Genomic DNA, 24,135 nt, shown 5'->3' on the forward strand with positions numbered 1-24,135 from the left:
GGGGCGTATTTGCGACGAGTGGTAACGTGCTCGAAGTGCGGAAAACGAAAGGGGACGGGTAATTGAACCCGTCCCTGATTTTCGACTACTTGATACTTTGCTTTATGGGGTCATAGGCGAAATATGAAATTGTCAAAGGCAATGGCGGTAGGGCCAGTGGTGACAATCATTTTTTTGATACCGGCTCCCTGGAACTCAACAAACTCCGGTCTGTATAGGCTAAATGTTAATAGTGCTCTTTCGCCCAACTGTCTGCCATTTGAATCATAAAACCTAGCTATTGTTCCTGGATCAACGGTATGTGCATAGTCGAATGATATATATGAGTAGGTTAGTTTGAACTCAAATGTAATGGTTACGAGAGCGCCGTTAATTTGTAAAATTGCCCCATGCATAGGTGGCAGGTAGTAGGTGCCTGACCCAATACCTATGGATTGAGTTTCTGGTTTTACTGGAGTGCGCTCAATTGTCATTGAACGAATATCCAATCTGCGTGGATCATTAACTGAGAGACCCTCAAAGTCCTCGCTCAATATAGGTGGCGATACGATGACCACCCATGGGGTAGAAGTGTTTCCTTCCGCATACTGTGCCGTGAAGCGGTGAGTAGTAGCGCTTAGTCCTGTTATGTTCAACGTCCAGATGCCACTGCTCGGGTCAGCGGTCACTTCGCGGTCATACCCGGTAGCCTTGATCCGGACTTTCCAACCTTTGACTGCGCTTCCCGTCAGCGTGATGTTAGTGTCGAACGTGGTTTCTCCCTCCGGAATAGGGTTGCCCTTGGAGTCTTTGGCGCCGGTAATTTTTGGCGGTTCTGCCTTGATCTTGTAGTTGCGTACGGGAAAGACCAAAGCCTCACTCTCGGAGACGTTCTGACTCAGTGCGGCTTTAAACTCCTCGCTCAGGTTGCTGCCATCCTGCAGGTTTTTGATTTCAGCGACTGCAATTTCGGAAGTGAAGAACCCGTTAGTGATCCAGTCTGAGTCGGTAACGTTGTTCGGCGCGCTCCAGATCTCGCGTGCGTAGGCGCTACCGTCGGCATTGGTCCCGCGCAGGCGCAACCAGACGTATTGGTTGGGGGCGATCAGCGGCCAGTCACCCATGCGTACGGAAACGCGGGTCAGGTTGCCAATATTCAGTTCCGGGCCGGCGCCGTTATTGTCGGCCTGCTCGATGGTGGGGCTGGCCAGTGCGCTCTGCGCCATTGCTTGCACCGTCAGGTCAAATACCCGGGACGGTATTGGATGACCATCAATGAGGACGACGTAGGAGACTTTTACCTGCTTGCCCAGGTTGAACGCCACCACGCTGTTCGGGATCGCAAACTCAAGCCCTTCGCTTACCGCACGCGGCACTGAGGTGTGCGACCCGCCGGCCGGCGTGCCAACAGCGCCGTCCCACTTGACGCTGATTTCATAGGTTGGCAGAAACTCTGCGTTGTCCGGCACCACGACGGTCAAGGTGTCCTTGACCAATAGCGGGTTGAGCGTACTGTCGCCGTTGTTCTCCTTGATCGAGGGTTCTTCCAGGTCCAGACGGGCGCGGGTGATAACCGTATAAGTACGCACCGGAAACTCCACCGCCTCACTCTCCACCGTGCTCTGACCAAGCGCCGCTTTAAACGCCAGTGCCAGGCCGCTGCCATCCTGCAGAGCTTTGAGCTCATCGGCTGGAAGCGGAAAAGTGAAGAACCCGTCAGCGATCCAGTCATCGTTGGTGAAGGCCGTCGGCGCGCTCCAGATCTCGCGCGCGTAGGCGCTGCCGTCGGCATTGGTCCCGCGCAGGCGCAACCAGACGTATTGGTCGAGGGCGATCAGCGGCCAGTCACCCATGCGTACGGAAGCTTGGCTCAGGTCGCCGGTATACAGTTCCGGGCCGGCGCCGTCGTTGTCGGCCTGCTCGATGGTGGGGCTGGCCAGCGCGCTCTGCGGCATCGCTTGCACCGTCAGGTCAAATACCCGGGACGGTGTTGGATGACCATCAATGATGACGACGTAGGAGATTTTTACCGGCTTACCCAGGTTGAACGCCACCACGCTGTTCGGGATCGCAAACTCAAGCCCTTCGCTTACCGCACGCGGCACTGAGGTGTGCGAACCGCCGGCCGGCGTGCCGTCAGCGCCAGTCCAGGTGACGCTGATTTCATCAGTTGGCCGCAACTCGGGGTTGTCCGGCACCACGGCGGTCAAGGTGTCCTTGACCAGCAGCGGGTTGAGTGCGCTGTCGCCGTTGTTCTCCTTGATCGACGGGGCGAGCAGTTCCAGCGCGACTCCCACGGTGAACACCAATGGATTCGAAAGGCTGGTCTCTTCTGTGGCATGGCGCCAGAGTTGGTAGCGAACGGTGATCTTGCTGCCGCGGTTCGGTTCGATGTGCTTGGCCACGAACTCGGCATCCAGCCGGATGAGCCAGTCCTGTTTTTCACTAAGAGCATTGAACTTGATCGAACCCGTCTCCCCGCCGGAGACGTCGCCTTCCCAGAACCACTGGGCCTCATCGTCTCTCACCCATGGCCTCACGAGCGGCTTGTAGATGGTCATTTCAGTGGTCCCTCCGGGCAGCTTGCCCGGCTCCAGGAAATGGTTCTCCACACCCTTGACCATCGGTGCATTCAGCTCGAATTGCGGTTCACCTACATTGAGCACCCTGGCGTGCACGGATTCCTGTCTGGTGATCTCGGCGCCTTTGTCTTTCAGCAGGTGGTACCACACCTCCAGGTTTCCGCCATTGATAGGCTCGAGGGGGTCGTCAGCCACGTTGATGGTAAAACCGTCGGGATTCGCGAGGTCCTTTTCATCCGGAAAGTAATAGCCCAAATCAGGCAGGTGGGTGCTGCCGTCGGGGCTTTTACCCAACAGGAACAGCTCGATGGCGTTGTCGATCTCGATGAGCGGATCAAACGGAATACGGATGTTGATTTCCTTATTGTCAGGGTCGATGAAGTCTCCCACGGCCTCCTTGACCGTCGGTGCGGCCAGGCGGTGGGCTTCGCCTTTGAAATCTACAAACTGCCCTTTGGAGAGTGGAAGACGGCTGCCGTTGCGTACCAGGTGATAAGAGAACATGACCTGGGTATTGACCAGTTTGCGCACGTCGGCAATGGGCAGCTTGAAATGGTAGTTATGCGGGAGATTGTCGACGATCTGGGTCGGGGCAGTGACGTCGACCTTTTCGCCATCCACGGTGGTGCCGAACATGGTCAAGTAGATGATGTCATTAAGCTCGAAGCGCGGTCCGGTGGCCGTGACTACGGCTGTAATGTCGTTGTTGCCCTGTTTATCGACGTCGAGCTTATTGTTGAAAGCCTCCTGAACGATAGGCGCGTCCAGCCGGTCGATGCCGACAGTGACGACGATACGGGTTTCCTTGCACCAGTCTTCCGATTCATTTTCGACCTTGTCGCGCACCTTGAAGGTGACCGCCAGACCAGAGTCGTCGGTGTCACCGACGCGCTCAATGATGGCTTTGGTGATCCAGATCAGAATCGGGTTGGCCACCGGATCGTCGATCTGCGCCTGGGTCACCGGTGTGGAAGGCACAAGGGTGCCACCCCAGGAGAGAAGGATGACGTCGTCCACTGCAATGTAGGGGTAAGGCAGGCCGCTGCCGGACTCGGACCGGATGACAATCGGCACTCCCTCTTCGGCAACGTCTTTGTCCACACCGCCGTTGACGATTACCGGGGGAATGTACATGTACAGGTTGGAGTGACCGGGGCCCGGGTTGATGTCCTGGCCACCGGGGAGCTCCAGTTTGACGAAGAGGTCGAGGGGCTTGTCCGGACGCTCTTCTTTTTGATTGGGCTGTTTGATTTCGTAGGTGAGCTCGTAAGAACCGGTCTGCAGATGACGGGGTGCCACCGACAACACTGTGGGCTGGTCGAGTTCGCTCTTATTGATGATGGGACGCCCGTCGACCTCACGGCCATCGAGCAGCAGCTTGACGGTGTCGCCGATAGCCTTTTGGGCCCAGGCGGGGATCAAGACAAGCATGCCGAGGTCAGGAAAGGCGAATACCGCCGCCCGGTTGATCCCCCACTGGCCGGAAGGCAGGAGGCGCCCGGGGACCCACGGGTCCAGCAGTGAATGGGGGGCAGAGATTCTCTTCTTGGGCTGAACGAGCATGGTCGGCACTCCGTGCGAACTGTCGGGGGACAAAGGGCGTGGAGTTATTCAGCGCTGAAGATGACGGCTCTGGCTACTGTCAGAAATTACAGGTAGGCGCTGTTTTCTGACGAGTGGTAAGGCACGGCCCGACGGATAAAAAGACGCTTTCCGGCATCACTCGGCGCCTTCTGTGCGTGTCGCCGGCAGTGTCTGCAGGGCTTGAATGAGATGGTTGCCAGCCGTACCGGCCTCTTCGCGAGCAAGCCCGCTCCCACAGTTTTAACCGGGTGTGCCGTAGCCATTGGCTCAGCGCATGCCAATGTGGGAGCGGGCTTGCTCGCGAATGCGGTGTGCCAGCCAACACCTTAAGTGCCTGACACGACCTCTTCGCGAGCAAGCCCGCTCCCACAGGGGGGAATGTATTTTTTCAGATGAGGACGATTTCGTAGGGCAAGCGCATCCGCTCGAGGATTACGCGTGGCAGCAGCGGCGCGATGCCGATCGCCGGTTCGCCCTTGAGCTGGCTGGCGTAGGCGTGGGTGGCGTGGCTCTTGCGCGCTACGGTCCAGGTATCGAGTCGCAGTTTGCGCGCGCGTTCCCAGGGGATCAGGTTTTGATCGCGTTCCGGCCAGTGCCAGGCCCAGACTGGCACGTCATGGAAGGTCGCGCCGACTTGCGCTGCCGCTTTGGCACTGGCGCGGCCAACCGCTTCGTGGTCGTCAGTGCGATCGTCGCGCCAGGTGCTGAACACCACGTCGCCGGGACGCAGGTAGCGGGCGATGAAGTCGGTGAGGTCGGCCTCGCGGTCGAGCAGGGCGTTATCGGTAAACCCGCCGCGCACCCATTTCAGGCTGTGCATCGGCAAGCCGAGACGGCGCAGGGCCTCGACGCTTTCCTGGGGACGGAACACGCTCAGGCGTTTTTCCGACCATTGCCGCGAGCCGGGATGACTGGCGCTGCCGTCGGTGATCGACAGCAATTGCAGCGGATGGCCGAGGCTGGCGAGCAGTTGCAGGAGCCCGCCGCAGGTCACCACTTCATCACCCGGATGCGGGGCGACGACGACGGCTCGGGCACCGGGAGGTACCAGACTGTGGGTATTGATGACGGGAATGTTGTCGAGCTGCGGGGCACTGTTCCATATCTGCGCCGGCAGCGGGTTTTCGCTGAGGAATAACGGTTTCATGGGTGTTACGTCCTTGTCGTCTCTGGCCCTCAGTCGTATCTGCACCGTGGAAAAGCAGGCGCGCTCGACCCGTGAAGGCGGATGGATTGCCGTGCGACGCTCCGAACCCTGGATTGCCGCGCAGCAGAGTATTGCTCATGCCAGCCGATTCGTCGCGTCACAGATCAATCTGATCCGCTTTTTTTTGGCCAAGCTGTGCCAGATTTCGCAGATAGTCACCAAATCCACCCCGTGCGCGACTGTCCAGACGGGCGCTGGTGCGCACTTGCGGGCGATGGCTCCAGGCGATGTCGGCACCGCACCGCTCCAGTCGCCGCACCAGTTGCACGTCCTCGTCGCAGGCCAGCGGCGGGAAGCCGCCCGCCCAGCGATAGGCGTCGGCACTGACCCCGAGGTTGGCGCCGTGAATGTGCCGGTGCCCGTCACGGGCCTGATAGTGACTGTGATAGCGGATTTGCGCGGCTTCGTCGAACGACTGATCCCAGTGTTCGACGGTCACCGTACCGCACACCGCGTCGGCGCCCAACCCGAGCTGCGCCACCAGCCAGTCATCGGCCACCCGGCTGTCGGCGTCGGAGCAGGAGATCCAGCGCGCGCCGCGTTCCAGCAGGATCTGCGCGCCGGCGGCCCGGGCCTGGCCGACATTGCGCGCGTCGATGTGCAGGCTGCGCACCGGAAAGCGGTTGACGATCTGCGCCGAGCGGTCGGTGCAGCTGTCGAGCACCACCAGCACTTCGACCGGTTCGCCGGCCAGCAGCCCGTGCTTACTGGCGCGCAGCGCTGCGCTCAGGCATTGCTCAAGCAGGTCTTCCTCGTTATGCGCCGGAATCAGAATACCGATCATCGCAGGCCCTCCAGTGCGGCCACCGAGCGCGGCTCGCGGCTCCAGACTTCAAGAATGAAGTCTGCTTCCTGATGCAGCGCCAGACGCGGCAGCGGCAGTTGCTCGTGAATCAGGTCATGCACCTGACGGGCATTGAGCGGGCAGCCGTCGATGGGCGGGCGCCAGTGGCAGGCCAGCAATTGCCCGTCAGCCGTCAGGGAATCACTGATGCGCCGGATCACTTCTGTCAGATCCTGGGCATCGAGGTAGTAGCCGATTTCGCTAAATACAATCAGGTCGAATTTTTCTTCCGGCCAGTCGCCGGGCAGGCGACTTTGGCGCACCTCGGCGTGGTCAAAAAGGCTCAATCGGGTACGCGCCAGATTCACCGCCGCACTGGCGGTGTCGCAACACAGCAGACGGTCACAGCGGCCAGCGAGTTCGGCGCTGAGTTCGCCATTGGCACAACCGGGTTCGAAAATCGCCCGATAATGTGCGCGGGGCAGGGCCGCGAGGGTGATTGCGCGTTTGCGCTGTTCGTACCAGCGCTCGCGGAACGCCCAGGGATCATCGTTGGCGCTGAACAGACCTTCGAAGTAACGATCATCGACGCTCATAGGAACACCACTTCAAACGGTTGCAGCAGACGATCCAGCACGTACGGCGCCAACACCGGTTGCAGCCCGGCTTGCGGGTCGCCTTCCAGCTGACTGGCGAACGCATGCACCGCGTGGCGTTTGCGCGCCACTTGCTCGGCGGACAACAGAATCTTGCGCGCGCGCTGCCATGGCACCGAGGCGTCTTCGGGGGAGGCCCAGTGCCAGGTCCATACCGGCAATTCGTGGCAGGTGGCGCCGACCCGTCGTGCAGCTTCGATACTGGCGCGCCCGGCGGCTTCGTGATCGCAGTGGCCGTCCTCGCACCAGGTGCTGAACACCACGTCGCCGGGGCGCAGGTGGCGTTCGATGAACGCGACCAGCGACGACTCATCAGCGGCGACCTGGCTATCGGTGAAACCGCCGCGCAGCCATTTCATGCGGTGCAGTGGCACGCCGAGGCGGCGCAGGGCTTCGGCCGATTCCTGCGGCCGCACCACGCTCAGGCGTTCCACCGGCCAGCGCTCGGAACCGGGATGACTGGCGCTGCCATCCGTGACCGAGATCAGTTGCAACTGACGCCCGGCGGCGGCCAGCAACTGCAACAGGCCGCCGCAGCCAAGCACTTCGTCATCCGGGTGCGGGGCGACTATCACCGCACGGGCACCCGGAGGCACCAGACTGAGGACATCGACGCTGTCCAGCGCCGCCAGGTGCCGGGAGTGTTGCCATTGCAGCAGGGAGGTACCCTGGTGGCCGATGATCGGATCGGGTTTGTTCGCGGCATTCATAGCGTCCAGACCTCCTCGGGGTGTTCAGCGAGCGATTGGCCGAGCGCGGCGAGATCACGCTCGGCATGGCTCTGGCGCAGGAACACCGGCAGATCAGCGATCAGCCGGGCGAAGTGCCGATCCTTGCAGAACGGCCCGGCACCCAGCGCACGCCCGACGTCGCGCATCGCTTGTTCAGCGGATTGCTCGACTACGGCGCGGGCACGCCGGGCCAACAGTTCGGCATCGGCTTCAGGGTGCGCATCGATGTGCAGCGCACTGAAACGCAGCACATTGGCGGCGGCGTACAGCGCCGCATCGACCGCCCCGAGATGGGCGAGGGCGTGCGGCTCCTGGCGTTGCGCGCAGTGTTGCCGCAGTGCTTCGGCGATCTGCCGCGCCGCGCCGTACCAGCACGCGGCAATACCGATCCCGCCTTGCCAGAAGCCCGGACGATTCAGGTAGTCGCCGGGGTTACCGATGGCTTGGGCTTCGGCAGCGTCGAACAGCACTTCGACGCTGCCGGTGGCGCCCATGCCGACCGCCTGCCAGCCCTGATCGGTGATGGTCACGCCCGGTTGATCAAGCGCCACGGCGACCAGTTGCTGACGATCCTCGGCGTCCCACGCGGTGAGCAATGCATGGCTGAGCACCGCCGCGCCAGAACACCAGGCCTTGCGTCCGTCGAGGCGCACCATGTGCCCGGCCGGTCGCACCTGCACCCGCGCCTGCGGCGGTTCAGCCGCCCACATGCCCCAGGTGCTGCCCGGAGTTGGCGAACCACCGAGCTGTTCGATGATCGCCAATGCGTCGGTGTGGCCTTCGTAGAGTTTGCACAGGCCCAGATCGTGCCCACCGACTTCGGCCAAATGCTGAAAGCGCTCCAGCGTGCGACCGCTGCCCGGTAACGGCAACCGATCCAGACCGGCCTCGACCAACGCCCGCAGGCAGTGGCCGAGGGCGGCGGTGTCGGGATAATCAGGCGGGCGGCGCGCCAGATAATGTTGCAGGTCCATATCAGTCTTCTTCTTCGCGTTGCAATTCGAACAGCAGCAACGAGCGGCCGGTGACCGAATATTCATGGCCGAACTCGAAGCGTTCCTGACCGCGAACCGCCGGTTGATTGGTGTCGACCATGCAGGTCCAGAAACTGCCTTCCGGCACTTCCGGCAGACTGAAATTGACAATGTCGTGATGGGCGTTGACCACCAGCAGCAACGTTGCGTCGGCACCTTTGCGGCGAATCCCGGTTTCCTGTGCGCGACCGTCGAGGAGCATGCCCAGGCAGCGGTTGTGCGCGTCGTGCCAGTGTTCGGTGGTCATCTCGGTGCCGTCCGGCGCAAGCCAGGTGACGTCCTTGACGCCGATGTCCTCGTTGTACTCGCCGACCAGGAAACGCCCACGGCGCAGGATCGGATAGGCCATACGCAGCTTGATCAGGCGTTTGACGAATTTGAGCAGCGCCTTGCCGTCCTCGCTGAGATCCCAGTTGACCCAGCCGATCTCGCTGTCCTGGCAATAGGCGTTGTTGTTGCCGTCCTGCGTGCGGGCGAATTCATCGCCGGCGACGATCATCGGCGTGCCTTGAGACAGCAGCAGCGTGGCGAAGAAGTTGCGCATCTGCCGGTGGCGCAGTGCGTTGATCTCCGGATCGTCGGTCGGGCCTTCGACGCCGTGGTTCCACGACAGATTGTTGTTGCTGCCGTCCTGGTTGTTTTCGTCGTTGGCCTCGTTGTGCTTGTCGTTGTACGACACCAGATCGTTGAGGGTGAAACCGTCGTGGGCGGTGATGAAATTCACCGACGAGTATGGCCGCCGTCCACGCTGATTGAACATCTCGCCGGACGCGGTCATGCGGCTGGCGAAGTCGGCGACCTGGCCGTCATCGCCTTTCCAGAACGCGCGCACGGTGTCGCGGAATTTGTCGTTCCACTCGACCCAGCCCGGCGGGAAGTTGCCGACCTGATAGCCACCGGGGCCGCAGTCCCAAGGCTCGGCGATCATTTTCACCTGACGCAGCACCGGGTCCTGCCGGCAGGCGACGAGGAAGCTGTGACGCTCGTCGAAACCGTCGTGATAGCGCCCGAGAATGGTCGCCAGATCGAAGCGGAAACCGTCGACGTGCATCTCGCTGGCCCAGTAGCGCAGCGAGTCGGTGACCATCTGCAGCACACACGGGTGACTGAGGTCGAGGGTGTTGCCGGTGCCGGAATCGTTGATGTAGAAGCGCTTGTCGTCCGGCATCAGGCGGTAGTAAGAGGCGTTGTCGATGCCGCGCATCGACAGGGTCGGGCCTTGCTCGTTGCCCTCGGCGGTGTGGTTGTAGACCACGTCGAGGATCACTTCCAGATTGGCCTCGTGCAGGTGCGCGACCATCTCCTTGAATTCGGCGATCTTGCCGCTGGCCAGGTAACGCGGATCCGGGGCGAAGAAGGCGATGCTGTTGTAGCCCCAGTAGTTGGTCATGCCCTTGTGCAGCAGGTGCTGGTCGTTGACGAAGGCATGGATCGGCAGCAACTCCACACTCGAAACGCCGAGTTTGCGGATGTGCTCAAGCACGTCATCGACCATCAGTCCGGCAAATGTACCGCGCACGTTCTCTGGCACCGAGGGGTGACGCATGCTGATGCCGCGTACGTGGGTTTCGTAAATGATCGTCTTGTCCCACGGCACGCTGACCCGATGGTCGTTGCCCCAGGTGTGCGCCGGGTCGATGACCTTGCACTTGGGCACGAACGGCGCGCTGTCACGTTCATCGAAGCTGAGGTCGGCGTCGGGGTGGCCGATGGTGTAGCCGAACAATGCCTCGGACCATTTCAACTGGCCGACCAATTGTTTGGCGTAAGGGTCGATCAGCAGTTTGTTGTGGTTGAAGCGATGACCATTGGCCGGGTCATACGGGCCATAGACGCGGTAGCCGTAGATCAGCCCCGGATGGGCGTCGGGCAGATAGCCGTGGAAAATTTCGTCGGTGTATTCCGGCAGTTCGATACGTTCGAGTTCGACTTCACCGGCATCGTCGAAGATGCACAGTTCGACCTTGGTGGCGTTGGCGGAAAACAGCGCAAAGTTCACCCCCAGACCATCCCAGGTTGCGCCGAGCGGGAAGGGCAGGCCTTCACGGATTCTCGATGGCTCAGCGTGCGCTGCGGGCTCGGCCTTTTTTTTTGGACTGGACATGATTGCTCCTGCAAAACGGGTTGGTTCGGATAACGGATCAACTGTGGGAACAGAATCTGTGGTGAGGGGATTTATCCCCGATGGGGCGCGCAGCGGCCCTGCGACTGCTTCGCAGCCGATCGGGGATGAATCCCCTCACCACAGACATCTCTTCCTGACAGGGGTTGTTTGGGGTTTCTTGAGGACGAGTTGGCCATCGGTGGCGAGCGAACTCGCCACACGGTGATTCAGTTCAATATTCCGGGTGGGTCAGTTGGCCGGGGGCTTGCGTGGGGCGCGCGGCTTTTTCTCGGCGGGCTTTTCACCCGGCGGTACGACTTTGGCGGCGCTTGCCGGTTTGGCTTTGGCCGCCGCCGGAGGCTTGGGCTTGGCCGCCGGGGCCTTGCTGTCGGGGCCTTTGCCGGCGGCTTTGCTGCCAGCGGCTTTGGGCGACTTCTTCGGCGCCAGAGCCTCGGCTTCGGCCAGTTTGCGCGCCATTTCCCAATGACGCGCTTCATGACCTTCAGGTTTGCCCTCGGATTCCCAGATCTGATAGGCAAACTCGCGGATGCGTTTATCGTCGGTACTCATCGCAATGCTCCTGAACTGAACTCGTCGTTACGTAAAGAGTTGGATAAACAGATTGACCGGGAAATCCCCCAGCGCGGCGCTGACGTTCAGCTCCCTGTTTTTTGTGACTGCGCGGCTGTGAAAAAGTCCCTTCAGGTTTGTGTCAGAGGCGGCGAACGGTAAAACCACTCGCGTATCGCCCCAGCGCAGCGCATCCACCTGCGGCACGGCACTGTTTTCCAGCAACGTCGCGCAGCGGATCGGCACGATCACGATGGCGTAGTCGCCCTCGTGCTCACGGGCGAACGCGAGCACGTTGTGCGCCTGCTCGCCCAGCACCTCCAGGGCCTGATACGTGCCACGTCGAAACAGCTCGGCGTGTGCGGCGCGCAGGTTCAACACCTGAGCGATCAACGCTTGCTTGATGCGCCCGTCACGCCAGTTCGCCAGCAGTTCCTCAAGCGGCGCGTGTCCGTCCAGAGCCTGCTCGCGCGTGGCGTAATCCACCGGCCGGCGGTTGTCCGGATCGACCAGGCTGAAGTCCCAGAACTCGTTGCCCTGATACAGATCCGGCACCCCCGGCACGGTCATGCGCAGCAAGGTTTGCGCCAGACTGTTGAGGGCACCGGCCGCAGCGATGCTGTTGACCGTCTTGCTCAGCGCGGCGCGCAGCAGCTCGCCTTCTGCACCGGTGAGCAGTCGTTGGGTGAACGTCTGGGCTGCGTTTTCGTAGGCCTCGTTGGGCGCACTCCAGCTGCTTTGCAGCTTGGCTTCGCGCAGGGCTTTCTGTTGCCACTGCCAGATGCGCTCGGCGTACTCGCTGAAACCTGACTGATCGTCATCATGCAATTGCAGCGGCCAACTGCCGAGCAGCGTCTGATAAAGGATCAGTTCATCGCCGGACGACGGCACTTGATCATCGTCGCGCAACGGCCGGGCGAGGGCGCGCCACAACTCGACCTGTTCGGCGTACCAGTGACTACGTTCGCTGAGAATCGCCAGGCGGGCGCGGGTGTCCTCGCCGCGTTTGTGATCGTGGGTCGCAGTGGCCAGCAGGTTGTCGGGAAACGCGTCCAGCCGTTGCTGATTGACCGCATGGAAGTCGCTGACCGGTGCGCTGAACTGCTCGGTGTTGTAGCCGACGTCATTGCGCGACAGCAGCACCGCCGAGCGATACAGCGCGGTGTCTTCCACGGCTTTGGCCGCTGCCGGCGAAGTCAGTTGCTGGAAACGTACGCAAGCGTGCTTGAGGATTTTGCGCGAGCGCCCGCGCGGCTTGTGCCGCCAGGGCGTGCCACCGAGCCAGGCCGCCACGCAGTCGAGCACCGGCCAGTCGCCTTCGCCCAGCGTCTGCCGCGCGCCGTCCATGGCTTGCTGGAAGAACTGTTCATCCTGCGCCGAGCGACCGAGCGCGCTGATGTAAGTGCGATACACCGGGAAATGCACGATCAGCGCCTGCAACACCCGGCGGATCGCGCCGAGGGTCAGGTCACGGGTCATCAAATCGTCGCGCGCCACTTGCAGCAGCGCCTGGGCAACGCTTTCGCAGTCGCTGGCCAGCGAGCCGTTGAGGATCTGCTGGCGTGCCAGTTGCGCTTCTTCGATAAACGCCGCCGGGCGCTCGGTGCGCCGTTGCCACAGATCGCCGAGCACGTATTCACCATCGGGATCATGTTGCAGCAACGACAGTTGATTCATGAACTCGTAACCCGTGCTGCCATCCACCGCCCAGTCGGTGCGCAGGGTTTCGCCGGCGCCGAGAATCTTCTCGACGTAGATCGGCAAGTGCCGGCCCGGCGCGAGAAAGTCGAGGCGCCGCCGCAGTTTTCGGCAGTAGCCACGCGGATCGGCGAGGCCGTCGATGTGGTCGATGCGCAAACCGTCGACCAGCCCCTCGCTAATCAGCTGGAAGATCTTGCCGTGGGTCGCTTCGAACACGGCCGGGCGTTCGACGCGCAGGCCGCCGAGTTCGTTGATGTCGAAAAAGCGCCGCCAGTTGATGTCATCCGCTGCGGTGCGCCAACTGGCGAGACGGTAGCTTTGGCGCTCGAGCAGCTGGTGCAGCTTGTCGAAGCCTTCTGCGGTGGTGGAGTCGTAATGCGCGAGATTTTCCTCGATCGCGGCGAGGACCTGCGGATCGCTCGCCAGCTCTTTCAGTTCTTCCTTGAGCGGCATCGCCAACGCATGCGCGTCGGTCTGGTAGCTGAGGGTACTGAAACGATCGGCCAGGGATTTCAGCGCCTCGACTGGTTTTAACAGCTCGCCGTAGTCATTCGGGCAGATCGGGAAGTGGTGGTCGTAATGCTCGACGTGGAAGCGTCCTTGCTGCGCATCGAAGCGCAATTTCAGCGTGCCTTCCTGCAGGGCGATGCCGTAATCGCTGCCAAGAAACGGCAGCAGCAACTGGCCTTCCATCAACGGGTCCGGCGAGTGCCACTGGATGTCGAAGAACTCGCCGTAAGGACTGAGTCGGCCCCATTCCAGCAGATCGAGCCACCACGGGTTATCGCTGCCGCCGACGGCCATGTGGTTGGAGACGATGTCGAGGATCAGCCCCATGTTGTGTTCGCGCAGGGTGCTGACCAGACGCCGCAGCGCCGACTCGCCGCCGAGCTCCGGGTTGACTTGGGTCGGGTCGACCACGTCGTAGCCGTGCATCGAACCGGCGCGGGCCGCGAGCAGCGGCGAGGCATAAATGTGGCTGATGCCGAGGCGGGCAAAGTACGGCACCAGCGGCACTGCCTGTTCCAGGGTGAAGCCCTTGTGAAATTGCAGGCGCAGGGTCGCGCGCAGTGGCTGGATGAGCGTCTGGTTCATTGGTCACGCTCGGCAGCTTGCAGGCGCGCGCAGGCCAGCAGTTCCAGACGCCGCGCAGCATCGACCCCATCGAGCAACGCTTCGCTGTTGCCGGGCAGGCGCCGCGACCAGTTCGGGTGGCTGTCGATGGTGCCGGGCAGGTTGGCCTGTTCGTCGATGCCCAGCGCGTCCTCCAGTGGCAGCAGCACCAGCGGCGCGCGGGTATGACCGAGAAAGCGCACGCTGGCATCCACCACTTGATCGGCTTCGTGGGACTCTTCGCGAAAGTTTTGCGGGTCCTGACTCAGCGCACCGCGCAGGCCTTCGCGTTCACGCTGACGATGACGGCGCCATTCGATTTCACCGTTGGCATCGACGAAGCCCAAACGCGAGTTCCAGTCGATGTCGCGGCCATGCCACCAGCCGTTGAGCGTCGGCAGGTCGTGGGTCGTGGTGGTCGCCAGGGCGTTATCCGGCCAGTCGAGAATCGGTTTGAAACGGGTGTTGTCCTGTTCGAACAGCAGCACGCGCATGCCGAGTATCGAGCGCGCACTGAGTTTTTCCCGCAGGCCGTCTGGCACGGTGCCGAGGTCTTCACCGAGGACGATGGCCTGGTGCCGATGGGATTCGAGGGTCAACAGCCGCAACAGATCGTCAAACGGGTAATACAGATAAGCGCCATCGGCCGGTGCGGCGCCGTTGGGGATCACCCACAGGCGTTGCAGGCCCATCACATGGTCGATGCGCAGCCCGCCGGCATGGGCGAAGTTGGCGCGCAACATGTCGATGAAAGCGCGAAAGCCGTTGCGAATCAGGCCTTCGGGGGAGAACGCGGAAATCCCCCAACCCTGACCGGAGCGGTTGAGAATATCCGGCGGTGCACCGACGGTGAGCGAGGCAAGCAGTTCGTCCTGAAAGCTCCACGCCTGGCTGCCAGCGCCGTCGGCACCGACTGCCAGATCAGCGATCAGGCCGATGCGCATGCCGGCGCCGCGCGCAGCGGTTTGTGCACGCTCCAGGCAACGATGGATCAGCCATTGGCAAAAGGCGAAGTAGCCGATGCGCTCGGCGTATTCTTCGGCAAACGCTTCGAGGGCGGCGCCACGCGGTTCGTGCCAGTGCTCCGGCCACTGCCGCCAGTCGAGGCTTTCGCCACGGTCGGCACGCATTTCCTGAATGGCTTCGAAGCGGCAGTGATTTTCCAGCGCTTCACCACCGGCATGGCGGAAACTGGCGAAGTCGGCATGCAACGGATGCTCGCCCGCGACGAAGCCGTCGTACAAGGCTTGCAGCAATTTGTACTTGGCATCGGCGGCGGCCGGCCAATCGATCAGTTTGAGGTCTTCCAGTTGCCTGAATTGCTCGGCCAGACCGCTGGCGTCGATCGCATCGCGCAACGCCCGTTCGCCAAGGATCGCGCCCGGTGCGGCATACAGGGAATTGAGGAACAGCCGGCTGGACGGCGAATAGGGGCTGTAGCGCCCGGTATCGGCGCTGAACATCGCATGCAACGGACTGATCGCCAGCGCATCGGCACCGCGTTCGCCGGCCACCCGGGCCAGCTCTTCCAATGCCTGGGTGTCGCCGAAACCGCCGTCGCCGGGGCGGCGCAGACCGTACAGTTGCGCGCTCAGGCCCCACACACGGGGGATCGGATTGTCCACCGCATCGCCAACGCTGAAGCAACGCTCCGGCGCCACGGCCAGGGTGAAATACTGATCGGCGATGTGCACCTGCTGATAGCCGACCGGGATCAACCCCGGCAATTTGGCTTCGGCGTCGAGCTTGAGGTTCAGCCGCGAGCCGTCTTCCAGATGGATTTCGCACGGGGTTTCAGGTTCGAAATAGCGGGCCAGATCAACGCCGACGCCGACGTCTGCGGTCAGCAGGGGAGGCAGGTGGCGATCCTGCTGCACCTGTTGCAGCTGCAGCAGGCTGGCGTCGATTTCCTGGGCGGTATTGGCCGGATGGCCCAGGCCGGTGAGAACATTGCGCAGCACCGCCGGGGCGACTTTCTGCGGACGGCCGTTGGCGTCGATCCAGTCGACGGCAAGGCCGGCGCGGCTTGCGAGTATTTCCAGTTGCGCATCGCTCATAGGCGCTCTCCATCCAGAGGTTGCAAGGGGGTTGCGGCCGTGAGGCTGACAATTGCGCAATACGGGGCGAGGATGCCCGGTTCCGACAGATCGTCTGCAGGCGGCTGCTGAAACAACCACACGGCGTCGGTCTGTGCAGGGTTGACCACTGGCGTATCGCTGAGGTTCAGGTCAATTCGCAGCTGACTGCCATCGCCCAGGCGCCAGCGCGCAGTGACCGCGCCGAAGCCGAGCATGTGCGCGCCCAGCGCCTGGGTGCCGGACAGATTGGGAATGATGTAGCGGTGGCGCAATTGCAGCAGTTGCCGGTACAGCGCGAGGGTTTCTTGCTGTTTTGCGGTGCCGCTGCCAATCAGTCGGGGCTGCGAGGCGTGGAAGGTCTCCTCGGCATTCGGGTCGGGGATCTGCTCGCGTTTATGCGGATCGGTAAACGCGGCGAACCCGGAAAACTCGTTGCGACGTCCTTCGCGCACCAATTCGGCGAGTTCGCCGTGGTGGCTGGTGAAGAACAGGAAAGGTTGAGCGGCGGCGTATTCATCGCCCATGAACATCAGCGGGATCATCGGCGACAGCAGCAACAGTACCGTGGCAGCCCGCAGTGCCCGTGGATCGGCGAGGTGATGCAGGCGCTCACCGAAGGCACGGTTGCCGATCTGGTCGTGATTCTGCAGGAACAGCACGAAAGCGGTGGAGGGCAGGTGTTCGCTCGGTTCGCCCCGGGGTTCGCCGTGGCGGGTGATATGGCCCTGGAACACGAAACCCTGGCTCAGACAGCGCGTCAGTTGTTCCGTAGGTTGCAGCGCGTAGTCGGCGTAATAGGCGTCGGTTTCGCCGGTCAGCAGCACATGCAAGGCATTGTGGCCGTCATCGTTCCATTGCGCGTCGTAGTCGTATTCGAGCAGGCTCGACTGGTTGAGCTCGTTCTCCACGGTCAGCCAGACGTGGCGAGCCGGATCAGTCTGCTGACGAATACGCTGGGCGAGTTCGGGCAGGAAGTCCGGACTTTCTATCGCATGCACCGCGTCCAGACGCAGGCCATCGAAGCGATATTCAAACAGCCACATCAGCGCGTTTTCGATGAAGAACTCGCGAACTTCCTCGCGGCGAAAATCGATTGCCGCACCCCATGGGGTCTGTTTGTCTTCGCGGAAAAAGCCCTTGGCGTAGCGGCCAAGAAAATTGCCGTCGGGGCCGAAGTGGTTGTAGACCACGTCGAGAATCACCGCCAGACCGTGGCCATGAGCGCTGTCGATCAGATGTTTGAGCTGTTCCGGGGTGCCATAGGAGGCTTGCGGAGCGAAGGGCAACACGCCGTCGTAGCCCCAGTTGCGGGTGCCGGGGAATTGCGCCAGCGGCATCAATTCGATAGCGGTGATGCCCAGTTCGGCGAGGCGCGCCAGATGCTGTTCGACTTCGGCAAAGCCGCCGAGTGCGCCGACGTGCAACTCGTAGATCACCGCTTCGCTCCACGGCCGACCATGCCAGGTGGTGTGGCGCCACTGATAAGCCAGCGGATCAACCACCACGCTGTAGCGGTCAATGTCGCCGTCCTGAGCACGGGAGGCCGGGTCGGGCACCTCCAGTTCGCCATCGATGTTGAAGCGGTAACGGGTGCCCGCCGGGCACCGGGTCTTGATCACGAACCAGCCATCGGCCTGCGGCAACATCGGCAGCGACTGGCCATTTTCAAGTTCGACACTGACGTAAAACGCATCCGGTGCCCACAGCGCAAACTGAGTGTGTTCGGCGTCCTGCATGATCGCGCCGTGGGGCCAGTTTTCTTGGGTCCGTAACGGCATCGTGAAAAGCTCCGTGAGTTATTTGTGGCCGGCTTTACCCAGCGCCTTGGCGACCAGTTGTTCGTAGAGCTCGGCATAGGGTTCGACCGCTTTGCACCAGTTGAACGGCGCGGCCATCGCCCGGCAGCGCATGGCATTGAGCAGGTCAGGGAAGGCGAATACCTTGAACGCGCGGCTCAGGGCTTCGCGGTAGCTGTCGGCCGTGGATTCGTCGAAGAGGAAACCGGTGACGCCATTCTCGATGGTGTCGGCCAGGCCGCCAGTGTTGCGCGCCACCGGCAGCGAGCCGAAACGCTGGGCGTACATCTGGCTCAGGCCGCAGGGTTCATAACGCGACGGCATCAGCAGGAAATCACTGCCGGCGAACATGCGCCGGGCATCGGTCTCATTGAAGCCGATGCGCACGCCGATCTGCCCGGGAAAGCGCAGCGCCAGTTCGCGCATGGCCTGTTCTTCTTCCGGCTCGCCACGACCGATGATCGCGATCTGGCCGCCGTTCTGCACGATGTACTCGGAGACTGCTTCAGTCAGGTCCAGGCCTTTCTGATAAACCAGGCGCGAGACCACGGCAAACAGCGGGCCGCTGGAATCTTTCAAGCCAAACAGTTCACGCACATGGGCGGCGTTGACGGCTTTGCCTTCCCAGTCGCCGATGGCGAACGGCGCAAACAGGTGCGGATCAGTGGCCGCGTCCCAACTCTCGTCGATGCCGTTGGGAATGCCGCTGAGCAAGCCTTGCTGGGTCTTGGCGGCGAGAAAGCCATCGAGACCGCAGCCGAAATCCGGGGTGGTGATTTCCTGGGCGTAGGTGGCGCTGACCGTGGTGATGTGGCTCGAATAGGCCATGCCGGCCTTGAGGAACGACATTTTGCCGTAGAACTCCATGCCTTCCTGTTGCAGGGCATGGGTCGGGATGCCGAGTTCCGGGCACGAGCCGAGGCTGGTCACGCCTTGATAAGCCAGGTTGTGAATGGTGAACAGGGTCGGCGTGCGCTGCCCGCGCCAGTGCATATAAGCAGGGGCCAGGCCGGCCGGCCAGTCGTGGGCGTGCACCAGATCCGGGCACCAGTGAATTTGTGCGAGGTTGGCGGCGATGTCGGCAGCGGCCAGGCCCAGGCGGGCGAAACGAATATGGTTGTCCGGCCAGTCGCGGCCGTTGTTGGCACCGTAGGGCGAACCTTCACGTTCATAGAGTTCAGGGCAGATCAGTACGTAGATCACCAGCCCGTCCGGCATGTCCATGCGGCCGATCTTGCACGGTGGCAACGCGGCATGGCCGCCGAGTTCGCCGATGATATGGATCGGGTTCTCGCTGTGCATCACCTGCGGATAACCGGGGATCAACACGCGCACATCGTGCAGGTGCGCCATGGCGCGGGGCAGGGCGGCGGAGACGTCACCCAGACCACCGGTCTTCACCAGATCGGCGATTTCCGAGGTCACGAACAACACTTTCTTCTTGTTGGGATTCTGGCTGGCGACCGGCGTCAGCGTTTTGGTGCCCGGGACGTTGATCGACCGGCTGCCGGGAAGACTCACCGTGCTCGATTCACCAACCGCCTGCTGAGCACGCTCTCCCTGAATATCCAATGCCGCACTGATCATATGAATCTCCCGTCTCGTTGATCTGATTCTTGTATCGAACAAGCTGTGGCCAAATCCTGTGGCCGGGCGCAAACGCGCCACGCATCGGTGAGCAAACGCTACCCAACACGCGCAAGCAGAATGGGTGGAGGGGGCGTTGCAAGGATTGCACCAGTCACGTTGCCCCTGTGTTGCAGATGACCCGCCGCTTCACGCAAAAGTTTCGACTTTTTTTACGTGCAGTGACCGACTGGTCTAACCCCGCGAAAATCAGTCTAGGCCAGATCCTAGAGCGGGCGAGAGCAAATGGGTAAATTGTTCGACAATCGGTTTGCAGGCATTGAAAGACGTGGTGTGCAGGGCTGAACGCACCGACGAAGTGCAGGTTTTTTTCTATGGAAGGGCCAAAACGGTGACTGGTCGGTCACGTTTCTGTGCTAGCGGGGAAGGAGGTTGCACTGTTGTGGTGCGGGCAGTTTGTTGATGTGTTGTCTATTAAGGCCCCTTCGCGAGCAAGCCCGCTCCCACAGTTGATTTGTGTACGACGCATTTCCAATGTGGGAGCGGGCTTGCTCGCGAAGGCGTCAGTCGGGCCACCGCCGTCCAGCAATGACGATCAGTTCAACAGGCGCAGCGGGCTTCCCGCCGCCCAAGCCTGAATATCCTCGATCATCTGCGAAAAGAACTGTTCATAGTTCTGCCGACTCACATACCCCACATGCGGCGTGGCCAGCACATTCTCCAGTGTGCGAAACGGGTGCAGTTCAGGCAGCGGCTCCTGATCGAACACATCCAGCGCCGCCCCGGCGATCTTGTGTTTCTGCAATGCCTTGATCAGCGCCGCTTCATCGACGATCGGCCCGCGCGCAGTGTTGATCAGCAGCGCGGTGTTTTTCATCCAGTCCAGCGCCTGCGCATCGACCAACCCGCGGCTGCGTTCGCTGAGTACCAGGTGCACCGAGAGCACGTCGGCCTGCTCGAACAATTCCTGCTTGCTGACGTAGGTCACGCCGGCCTGCTGCGCGCGCTCGGCGGTGAGGTTTTCGCTCCAGGCAATCACGCGCATGCCGAACACCTGACCGAATTGCGCGACCTTCTGGCCGATGCTGCCAAGACCGAGGATGCCCAGGGTCTTGCCATGCAAGTCGCCGCCCAGCCCTTGTTGCCAGCCACCGGCGCGCAGGGAGTTGGCTTCATTCACCAGGTTGCGCGTGGCGGCCATGATCAGTGCCCAGGTCAGTTCCGGAGCCGCATGCTTGTAGCTGTCGGTACCGCAGACCTTGATGCCGAGGCCGGCGGCCGCCTGCATATCCAGCGCCGCGTTGCGCATGCCGCCGGTGACCAGTAGCTTGAGGTTGGGCAGGCGCTGCAGCAGATCCTGGTCGAAACGCGTGCGCTCGCGCATCACGCAGATCACCTGGTACTTGCCCAGTCGTTCCGCCAGCACGGCGTTGTCCGCCGGGTAGTCATGCACGAAGCTGACTTCGCCGATGCTGTCGAGCACCGACCAGTCGACCACACCCCGTGCCACGTCCTGCCAGTCATCAATCACTGCAATCTGCACCGCCATCAGCCTTACCTCATCAACGAACGGGATTGGAATTGTTCAGCCAGCCGAGCAAGGCCTGATGAAATTTTGCCGGTTCTTCCATCTGCGGCGCGTGGCCCAGGCCGGGGAATTCCACTAGCGTCGACTGTGGGATCAGCTTGGCGACCTGCTTGCCGAGCACGTCATAGTGACCGATTTTCGCCTTGACCTCGGGGGAAGCGAGATCCTTGCCAATGGCCGTGGTATCAGAGGTGCCGATCAGCAACAGGGTCGGCATCTTCAGGTCCTTGAACTCGTAGTACACCGGCTGGGTGAAAATCATGTCGTAGATCAGCGACGAGTTCCACGCCACCCGGGTTTTCCCCGGGCCATTGCTCAGGCCGGCAAGCATGTCGACCCAACGGTCGAATTCGGGTTTCCAGCGGCCGTCGTAATAGGTGGTGCGCTCGTAGTCACGAATGCCTTGGGCGGTGACTTTCAGTTCGCGCTGATACCACTGATCAACGGTGCGATAGGGCACGCCAAGGGCTTTCCAGTCTTCCAGACCGATCGGGTTGACCAGCGCCAGTTGTTCGACCTGATCCGGGAACAGCAGCGCGTAGCGTGTGGCGAGCATGCCGCCGGTGGAGTGGCCGAGCAGCGAGGCTTTCTGGATGCCGAGCGTCTTGAGCAGGCGATGAGTGTTGGTCGCCAGTTGCTGGAAACTGTATTGGTAGTTGTCAGGTTTGCTGGAGGTGCAGAAGCCGACCTGATCCGGCGCGACGACCCGGTAACCGGCCTCGCTCAAGGCCTTGATCGAACTGTCCCAGGTGGCGGCGCAAAAGTTCTTGCCGTGCATCAGCACCACGGTGCGACCGTTGGCCTTGCCTTGGGCGGCAACGTCCATGTAGCCCATCTGCAGGGATTTCCCCTGTGACTCAAAGGCAAAGTGCTTGAGTGTGTAGGGGTATTGGAACCCTTGCAGCTCCGGGCCATAGGTCGGGGCGTCGTTCGGGGCGTTGTCGGGCGCCGCTTCACCGGGCACGGCCGCCTGGGCCAATAGCGGCAGCGCTGCGCTGAGGAACAGTGCGGGCAGCCAGCGTGTGAGCGTGACGGACATAAGAGCAAACTCCATGGAAATCGACCGATGCTGGAACGCCCGGATTAGGGCGACGTTAACCACAGGCAACGCCGTGGCGTGAATGTTCAACCGAGCCAGCCCAGGGTCAGCATCGCCACCACGGCGTAGCGCGCAGCTTTGGCCAGCGTGACGATTAGCAGAAAGCGCCCGAGCGGTTCGCGCATGACGCCGGCGATCAGGGTCAGCGGATCGCCGATCACCGGCAGCCAACTCAGCAGCAGCGACCAATGTCCGTAGCGCTCATAATGTTTGCGCGCGGTGGCCATGTGTCTGGCGTTGACGGGAAACCAGCGCCGATCCTGAAAGCGTTCGAGGCCGCGTCCCAGCCACCAGTTGACCAGCGAACCGAGGACATTGCCCAGTGTCGCCACGCCCAGCAGGCCCCAGAGCCAGTAACGGTCACTGGCGATCAGACCAACCAGCAGCGCTTCGGATTGCAGCGGCAACAGCGTCGCAGCGCCGAACGCCGCCGCGAACAGCCCGACGTAACCGGCAGACATCAGTGGCCCGGGTAATCCGCCACCACCACATCCGTGCCGTCCTTTTTCAGGCCGATCACTTGATAGGCATCGCTCATACCGTCCATTTCCATGCCCGGCGAACCCATGGGCATACCCGGAGCGGCGATACCCAGCAGATCGTCGCGCTTGCTCAGGGCCAGCACTTGTTCAGCCGGCACATGGCCTTCGACGAACTTGCCATTGATCAGCGCGGTATGGCACGAGCCGAGGCGCGGTGGCACGCCGTGTTGCTGCTTGAAGCTGCTCATGTCGCTTTCGACGTGATCTTCGACTTTGAAGCCGTTGGCTTCGAGATGGCTGATCCATTTCTTGCAGCAGCCGCAATTGGCGTCGCGATGCACCTCGATCGGGATCAGATCGGCGGCCTGGGCCAGGGAGGACAGGAGCAGGGCGCTGAGGGCGGCCAGTCGCAGGGAGGTTCGCATGGTGGGCTCTCGACAAGGATGACGGTCAAAAAGGAAGGTATTTTGACCGGATTATCCTGCCGGGCATCAACGGAGTGTTTCAAGTTGATACAAGGCAGGCTGGCAGGATGATCATGGATCAAGCCTGACAGCCTGCTGAGCGGGAGATTACAAATCTGTCAGGCGGAATGGAGATGCGCTCTGTGGCGAGGGAGCTTGCTCCCGCTCGGCTGCGTAGCAGTCGCCAATCGGTCAATTTCGGCTTCCTGTTTATTCCGCTGCCAGAGTTGGGGCCGCTTCGCGACCCAGCGGGAGCAAGCTCCCTCGCCACAATAGACTGGTAGGGGAATCAACGGACTTTGAACCGCCCCATGATCGCGCTCACCCGGTTGTTGGCTTCGAGCAACTGACGGGTATTGAGTTCGCTGGCCTGGCCGCTGTGTACCAGTTCTTCAACCATGTGGCGGATCTGCACCATGCTGCGGTTGATCTCTTCGGTCACCGCGCTTTGCTGTTCGGCAGCGGTAGCGATCTGGGTGCTGAGGCTGTTGATGTGGCTGACCGAGCCGGCCATTTCATCCAGACCGGAGTTGACCCGCGCCGTGGCGTCAGCGGCGGACTGGCAACTGGCCTGGGTGTTTTCCATGGCGCTGACTGAGGAACTCACGCCTTGGGTCAGACGGGTCAACATCTCGTTGATTTCCGAGGTGCTGGCCTGGGTGCGAGCGGCGAGGGCGCGGACTTCATCGGCAACCACGGCAAAGCCGCGACCCTGTTCACCGGCCCGGGCGGCTTCGATGGCGGCGTTGAGCGCCAGCAGGTTGGTCTGCCCGGCGATTGCGCCGATCACCCCGAGAATCTCGGTGATGCGCTGCGCGTCTTGCTGCATGTTCTCGACTTTCTGGGTGGCGCTGGCCACTTCGTCGATCAAGGCCACCACGCTGTTGGTGGCTTCACCGACCACCACCCGTGAGCGGTCGGCGTTTTCGTTGGCGCGCTGGGTGAACGCTGCGGTTTCAGCCGCGTTCTGCGCAACGCTTTCGGCGGTCGAGCTCA

Annotated in this window: 16 protein-coding genes and 1 pseudogene; all 17 read right to left on the bottom strand. The window is 61.9% G+C overall.

The genetic code is table 11. The annotated features are described in order from the left end of the window. Window positions 1-110: 110 nt before the first annotated feature. The gene (locus tag ACVHNU_RS09455; protein WP_473019545.1) at window positions 111-4,124 is read right to left on the bottom strand and encodes a hypothetical protein; all 4,014 of its coding nucleotides are present in this window, start codon (window positions 4,122-4,124) and stop codon (window positions 111-113) included. Between the two features lie 409 nt (window positions 4,125-4,533). Beyond that, window positions 4,534-5,292, bottom strand: a complete 759-nt coding sequence (locus ACVHNU_RS09460) for a PIG-L deacetylase family protein (protein WP_201137780.1) — start codon at window positions 5,290-5,292, stop codon at window positions 4,534-4,536. A gap of 157 nt (window positions 5,293-5,449) precedes the next feature. Continuing rightward, entirely contained in the window at window positions 5,450-6,136 is a 687-nt protein-coding gene (locus ACVHNU_RS09465; protein ID WP_473019546.1) for a glycosyltransferase family 2 protein, read from the bottom strand. After that, complete coding sequence (locus tag ACVHNU_RS09470) at window positions 6,133-6,732, bottom strand: SAM-dependent methyltransferase (RefSeq protein WP_473019547.1); 600 nt, start codon at window positions 6,730-6,732, stop codon at window positions 6,133-6,135. Before ACVHNU_RS09470 ends, ACVHNU_RS09465 begins: the two co-directional genes overlap by 4 nt. Continuing rightward, window positions 6,729-7,502, bottom strand: coding sequence for a PIG-L deacetylase family protein (locus tag ACVHNU_RS09475; protein ID WP_262141389.1), 774 nt, complete (start codon window positions 7,500-7,502; stop codon window positions 6,729-6,731). The genes ACVHNU_RS09470 and ACVHNU_RS09475 overlap by 4 nt, the downstream gene beginning before the upstream one ends. After that, window positions 7,499-8,497 (bottom strand): acyl-CoA dehydrogenase, encoded by a 999-nt coding sequence (locus ACVHNU_RS09480; RefSeq protein WP_473019548.1) that lies wholly within the window; start codon window positions 8,495-8,497, stop codon window positions 7,499-7,501. The genes ACVHNU_RS09475 and ACVHNU_RS09480 overlap by 4 nt, the downstream gene beginning before the upstream one ends. Before the next feature lies 1 nt (window position 8,498). Continuing rightward, window positions 8,499-10,661, bottom strand: a complete 2,163-nt coding sequence (glgX, locus tag ACVHNU_RS09485; protein WP_003224541.1) for a glycogen debranching protein GlgX — start codon at window positions 10,659-10,661, stop codon at window positions 8,499-8,501. 249 nt (window positions 10,662-10,910) lie between these two features. Then, the gene (locus ACVHNU_RS09490; protein WP_201137775.1) at window positions 10,911-11,231 is read right to left on the bottom strand and encodes a DUF2934 domain-containing protein; all 321 of its coding nucleotides are present in this window, start codon (window positions 11,229-11,231) and stop codon (window positions 10,911-10,913) included. Window positions 11,232-11,258: 27 nt separating this feature from the next. Continuing rightward, on the bottom strand, window positions 11,259-14,027 hold the full coding sequence (locus ACVHNU_RS09495) for a malto-oligosyltrehalose synthase (protein WP_473019549.1): 2,769 nt from the start codon (window positions 14,025-14,027) through the stop codon (window positions 11,259-11,261). Beyond that, the gene (malQ, locus tag ACVHNU_RS09500) at window positions 14,024-16,102 is read right to left on the bottom strand and encodes a 4-alpha-glucanotransferase (protein ID WP_139055877.1); all 2,079 of its coding nucleotides are present in this window, start codon (window positions 16,100-16,102) and stop codon (window positions 14,024-14,026) included. Before malQ ends, ACVHNU_RS09495 begins: the two co-directional genes overlap by 4 nt. After that, window positions 16,099-17,901 (bottom strand): malto-oligosyltrehalose trehalohydrolase, encoded by a 1,803-nt coding sequence (gene treZ, locus ACVHNU_RS09505; RefSeq protein WP_473019550.1) that lies wholly within the window; start codon window positions 17,899-17,901, stop codon window positions 16,099-16,101. The genes malQ and treZ overlap by 4 nt, the downstream gene beginning before the upstream one ends. 18 nt (window positions 17,902-17,919) lie before the next feature. Then, entirely contained in the window at window positions 17,920-19,506 is a 1,587-nt protein-coding gene (glgA, locus tag ACVHNU_RS09510) for a glycogen synthase GlgA (RefSeq protein ID WP_473019551.1), read from the bottom strand. A gap of 595 nt (window positions 19,507-20,101) precedes the next feature. Further along, window positions 20,102-21,055 carry a D-2-hydroxyacid dehydrogenase family protein gene (locus tag ACVHNU_RS09515; protein WP_473019552.1) on the bottom strand — a complete coding sequence of 318 codons (954 nt, stop codon included), beginning with the start codon at window positions 21,053-21,055 and terminating at the stop codon, window positions 20,102-20,104. Window positions 21,056-21,068: 13 nt separating this feature from the next. Then, entirely contained in the window at window positions 21,069-22,133 is a 1,065-nt protein-coding gene (locus ACVHNU_RS09520; RefSeq protein WP_473019553.1) for an alpha/beta fold hydrolase, read from the bottom strand. A gap of 86 nt (window positions 22,134-22,219) precedes the next feature. Continuing rightward, window positions 22,220-22,654 carry a YqaA family protein gene (locus tag ACVHNU_RS09525; RefSeq protein WP_473019554.1) on the bottom strand — a complete coding sequence of 145 codons (435 nt, stop codon included), beginning with the start codon at window positions 22,652-22,654 and terminating at the stop codon, window positions 22,220-22,222. After that, window positions 22,654-23,100 (bottom strand): DUF411 domain-containing protein, encoded by a 447-nt coding sequence (locus tag ACVHNU_RS09530; protein WP_473019555.1) that lies wholly within the window; start codon window positions 23,098-23,100, stop codon window positions 22,654-22,656. The genes ACVHNU_RS09525 and ACVHNU_RS09530 overlap by 1 nt, the downstream gene beginning before the upstream one ends. Before the next feature lie 328 nt (window positions 23,101-23,428). Further along, window positions 23,429-23,956 (bottom strand): annotated as a pseudogene (locus ACVHNU_RS09535) (methyl-accepting chemotaxis protein); the annotation flags it as partial. Window positions 23,957-24,135 lie beyond the last annotated feature (179 nt).

The sequence above is a fragment of the Pseudomonas sp. Ors-4-3C genome (genome assembly GCF_055755035.1).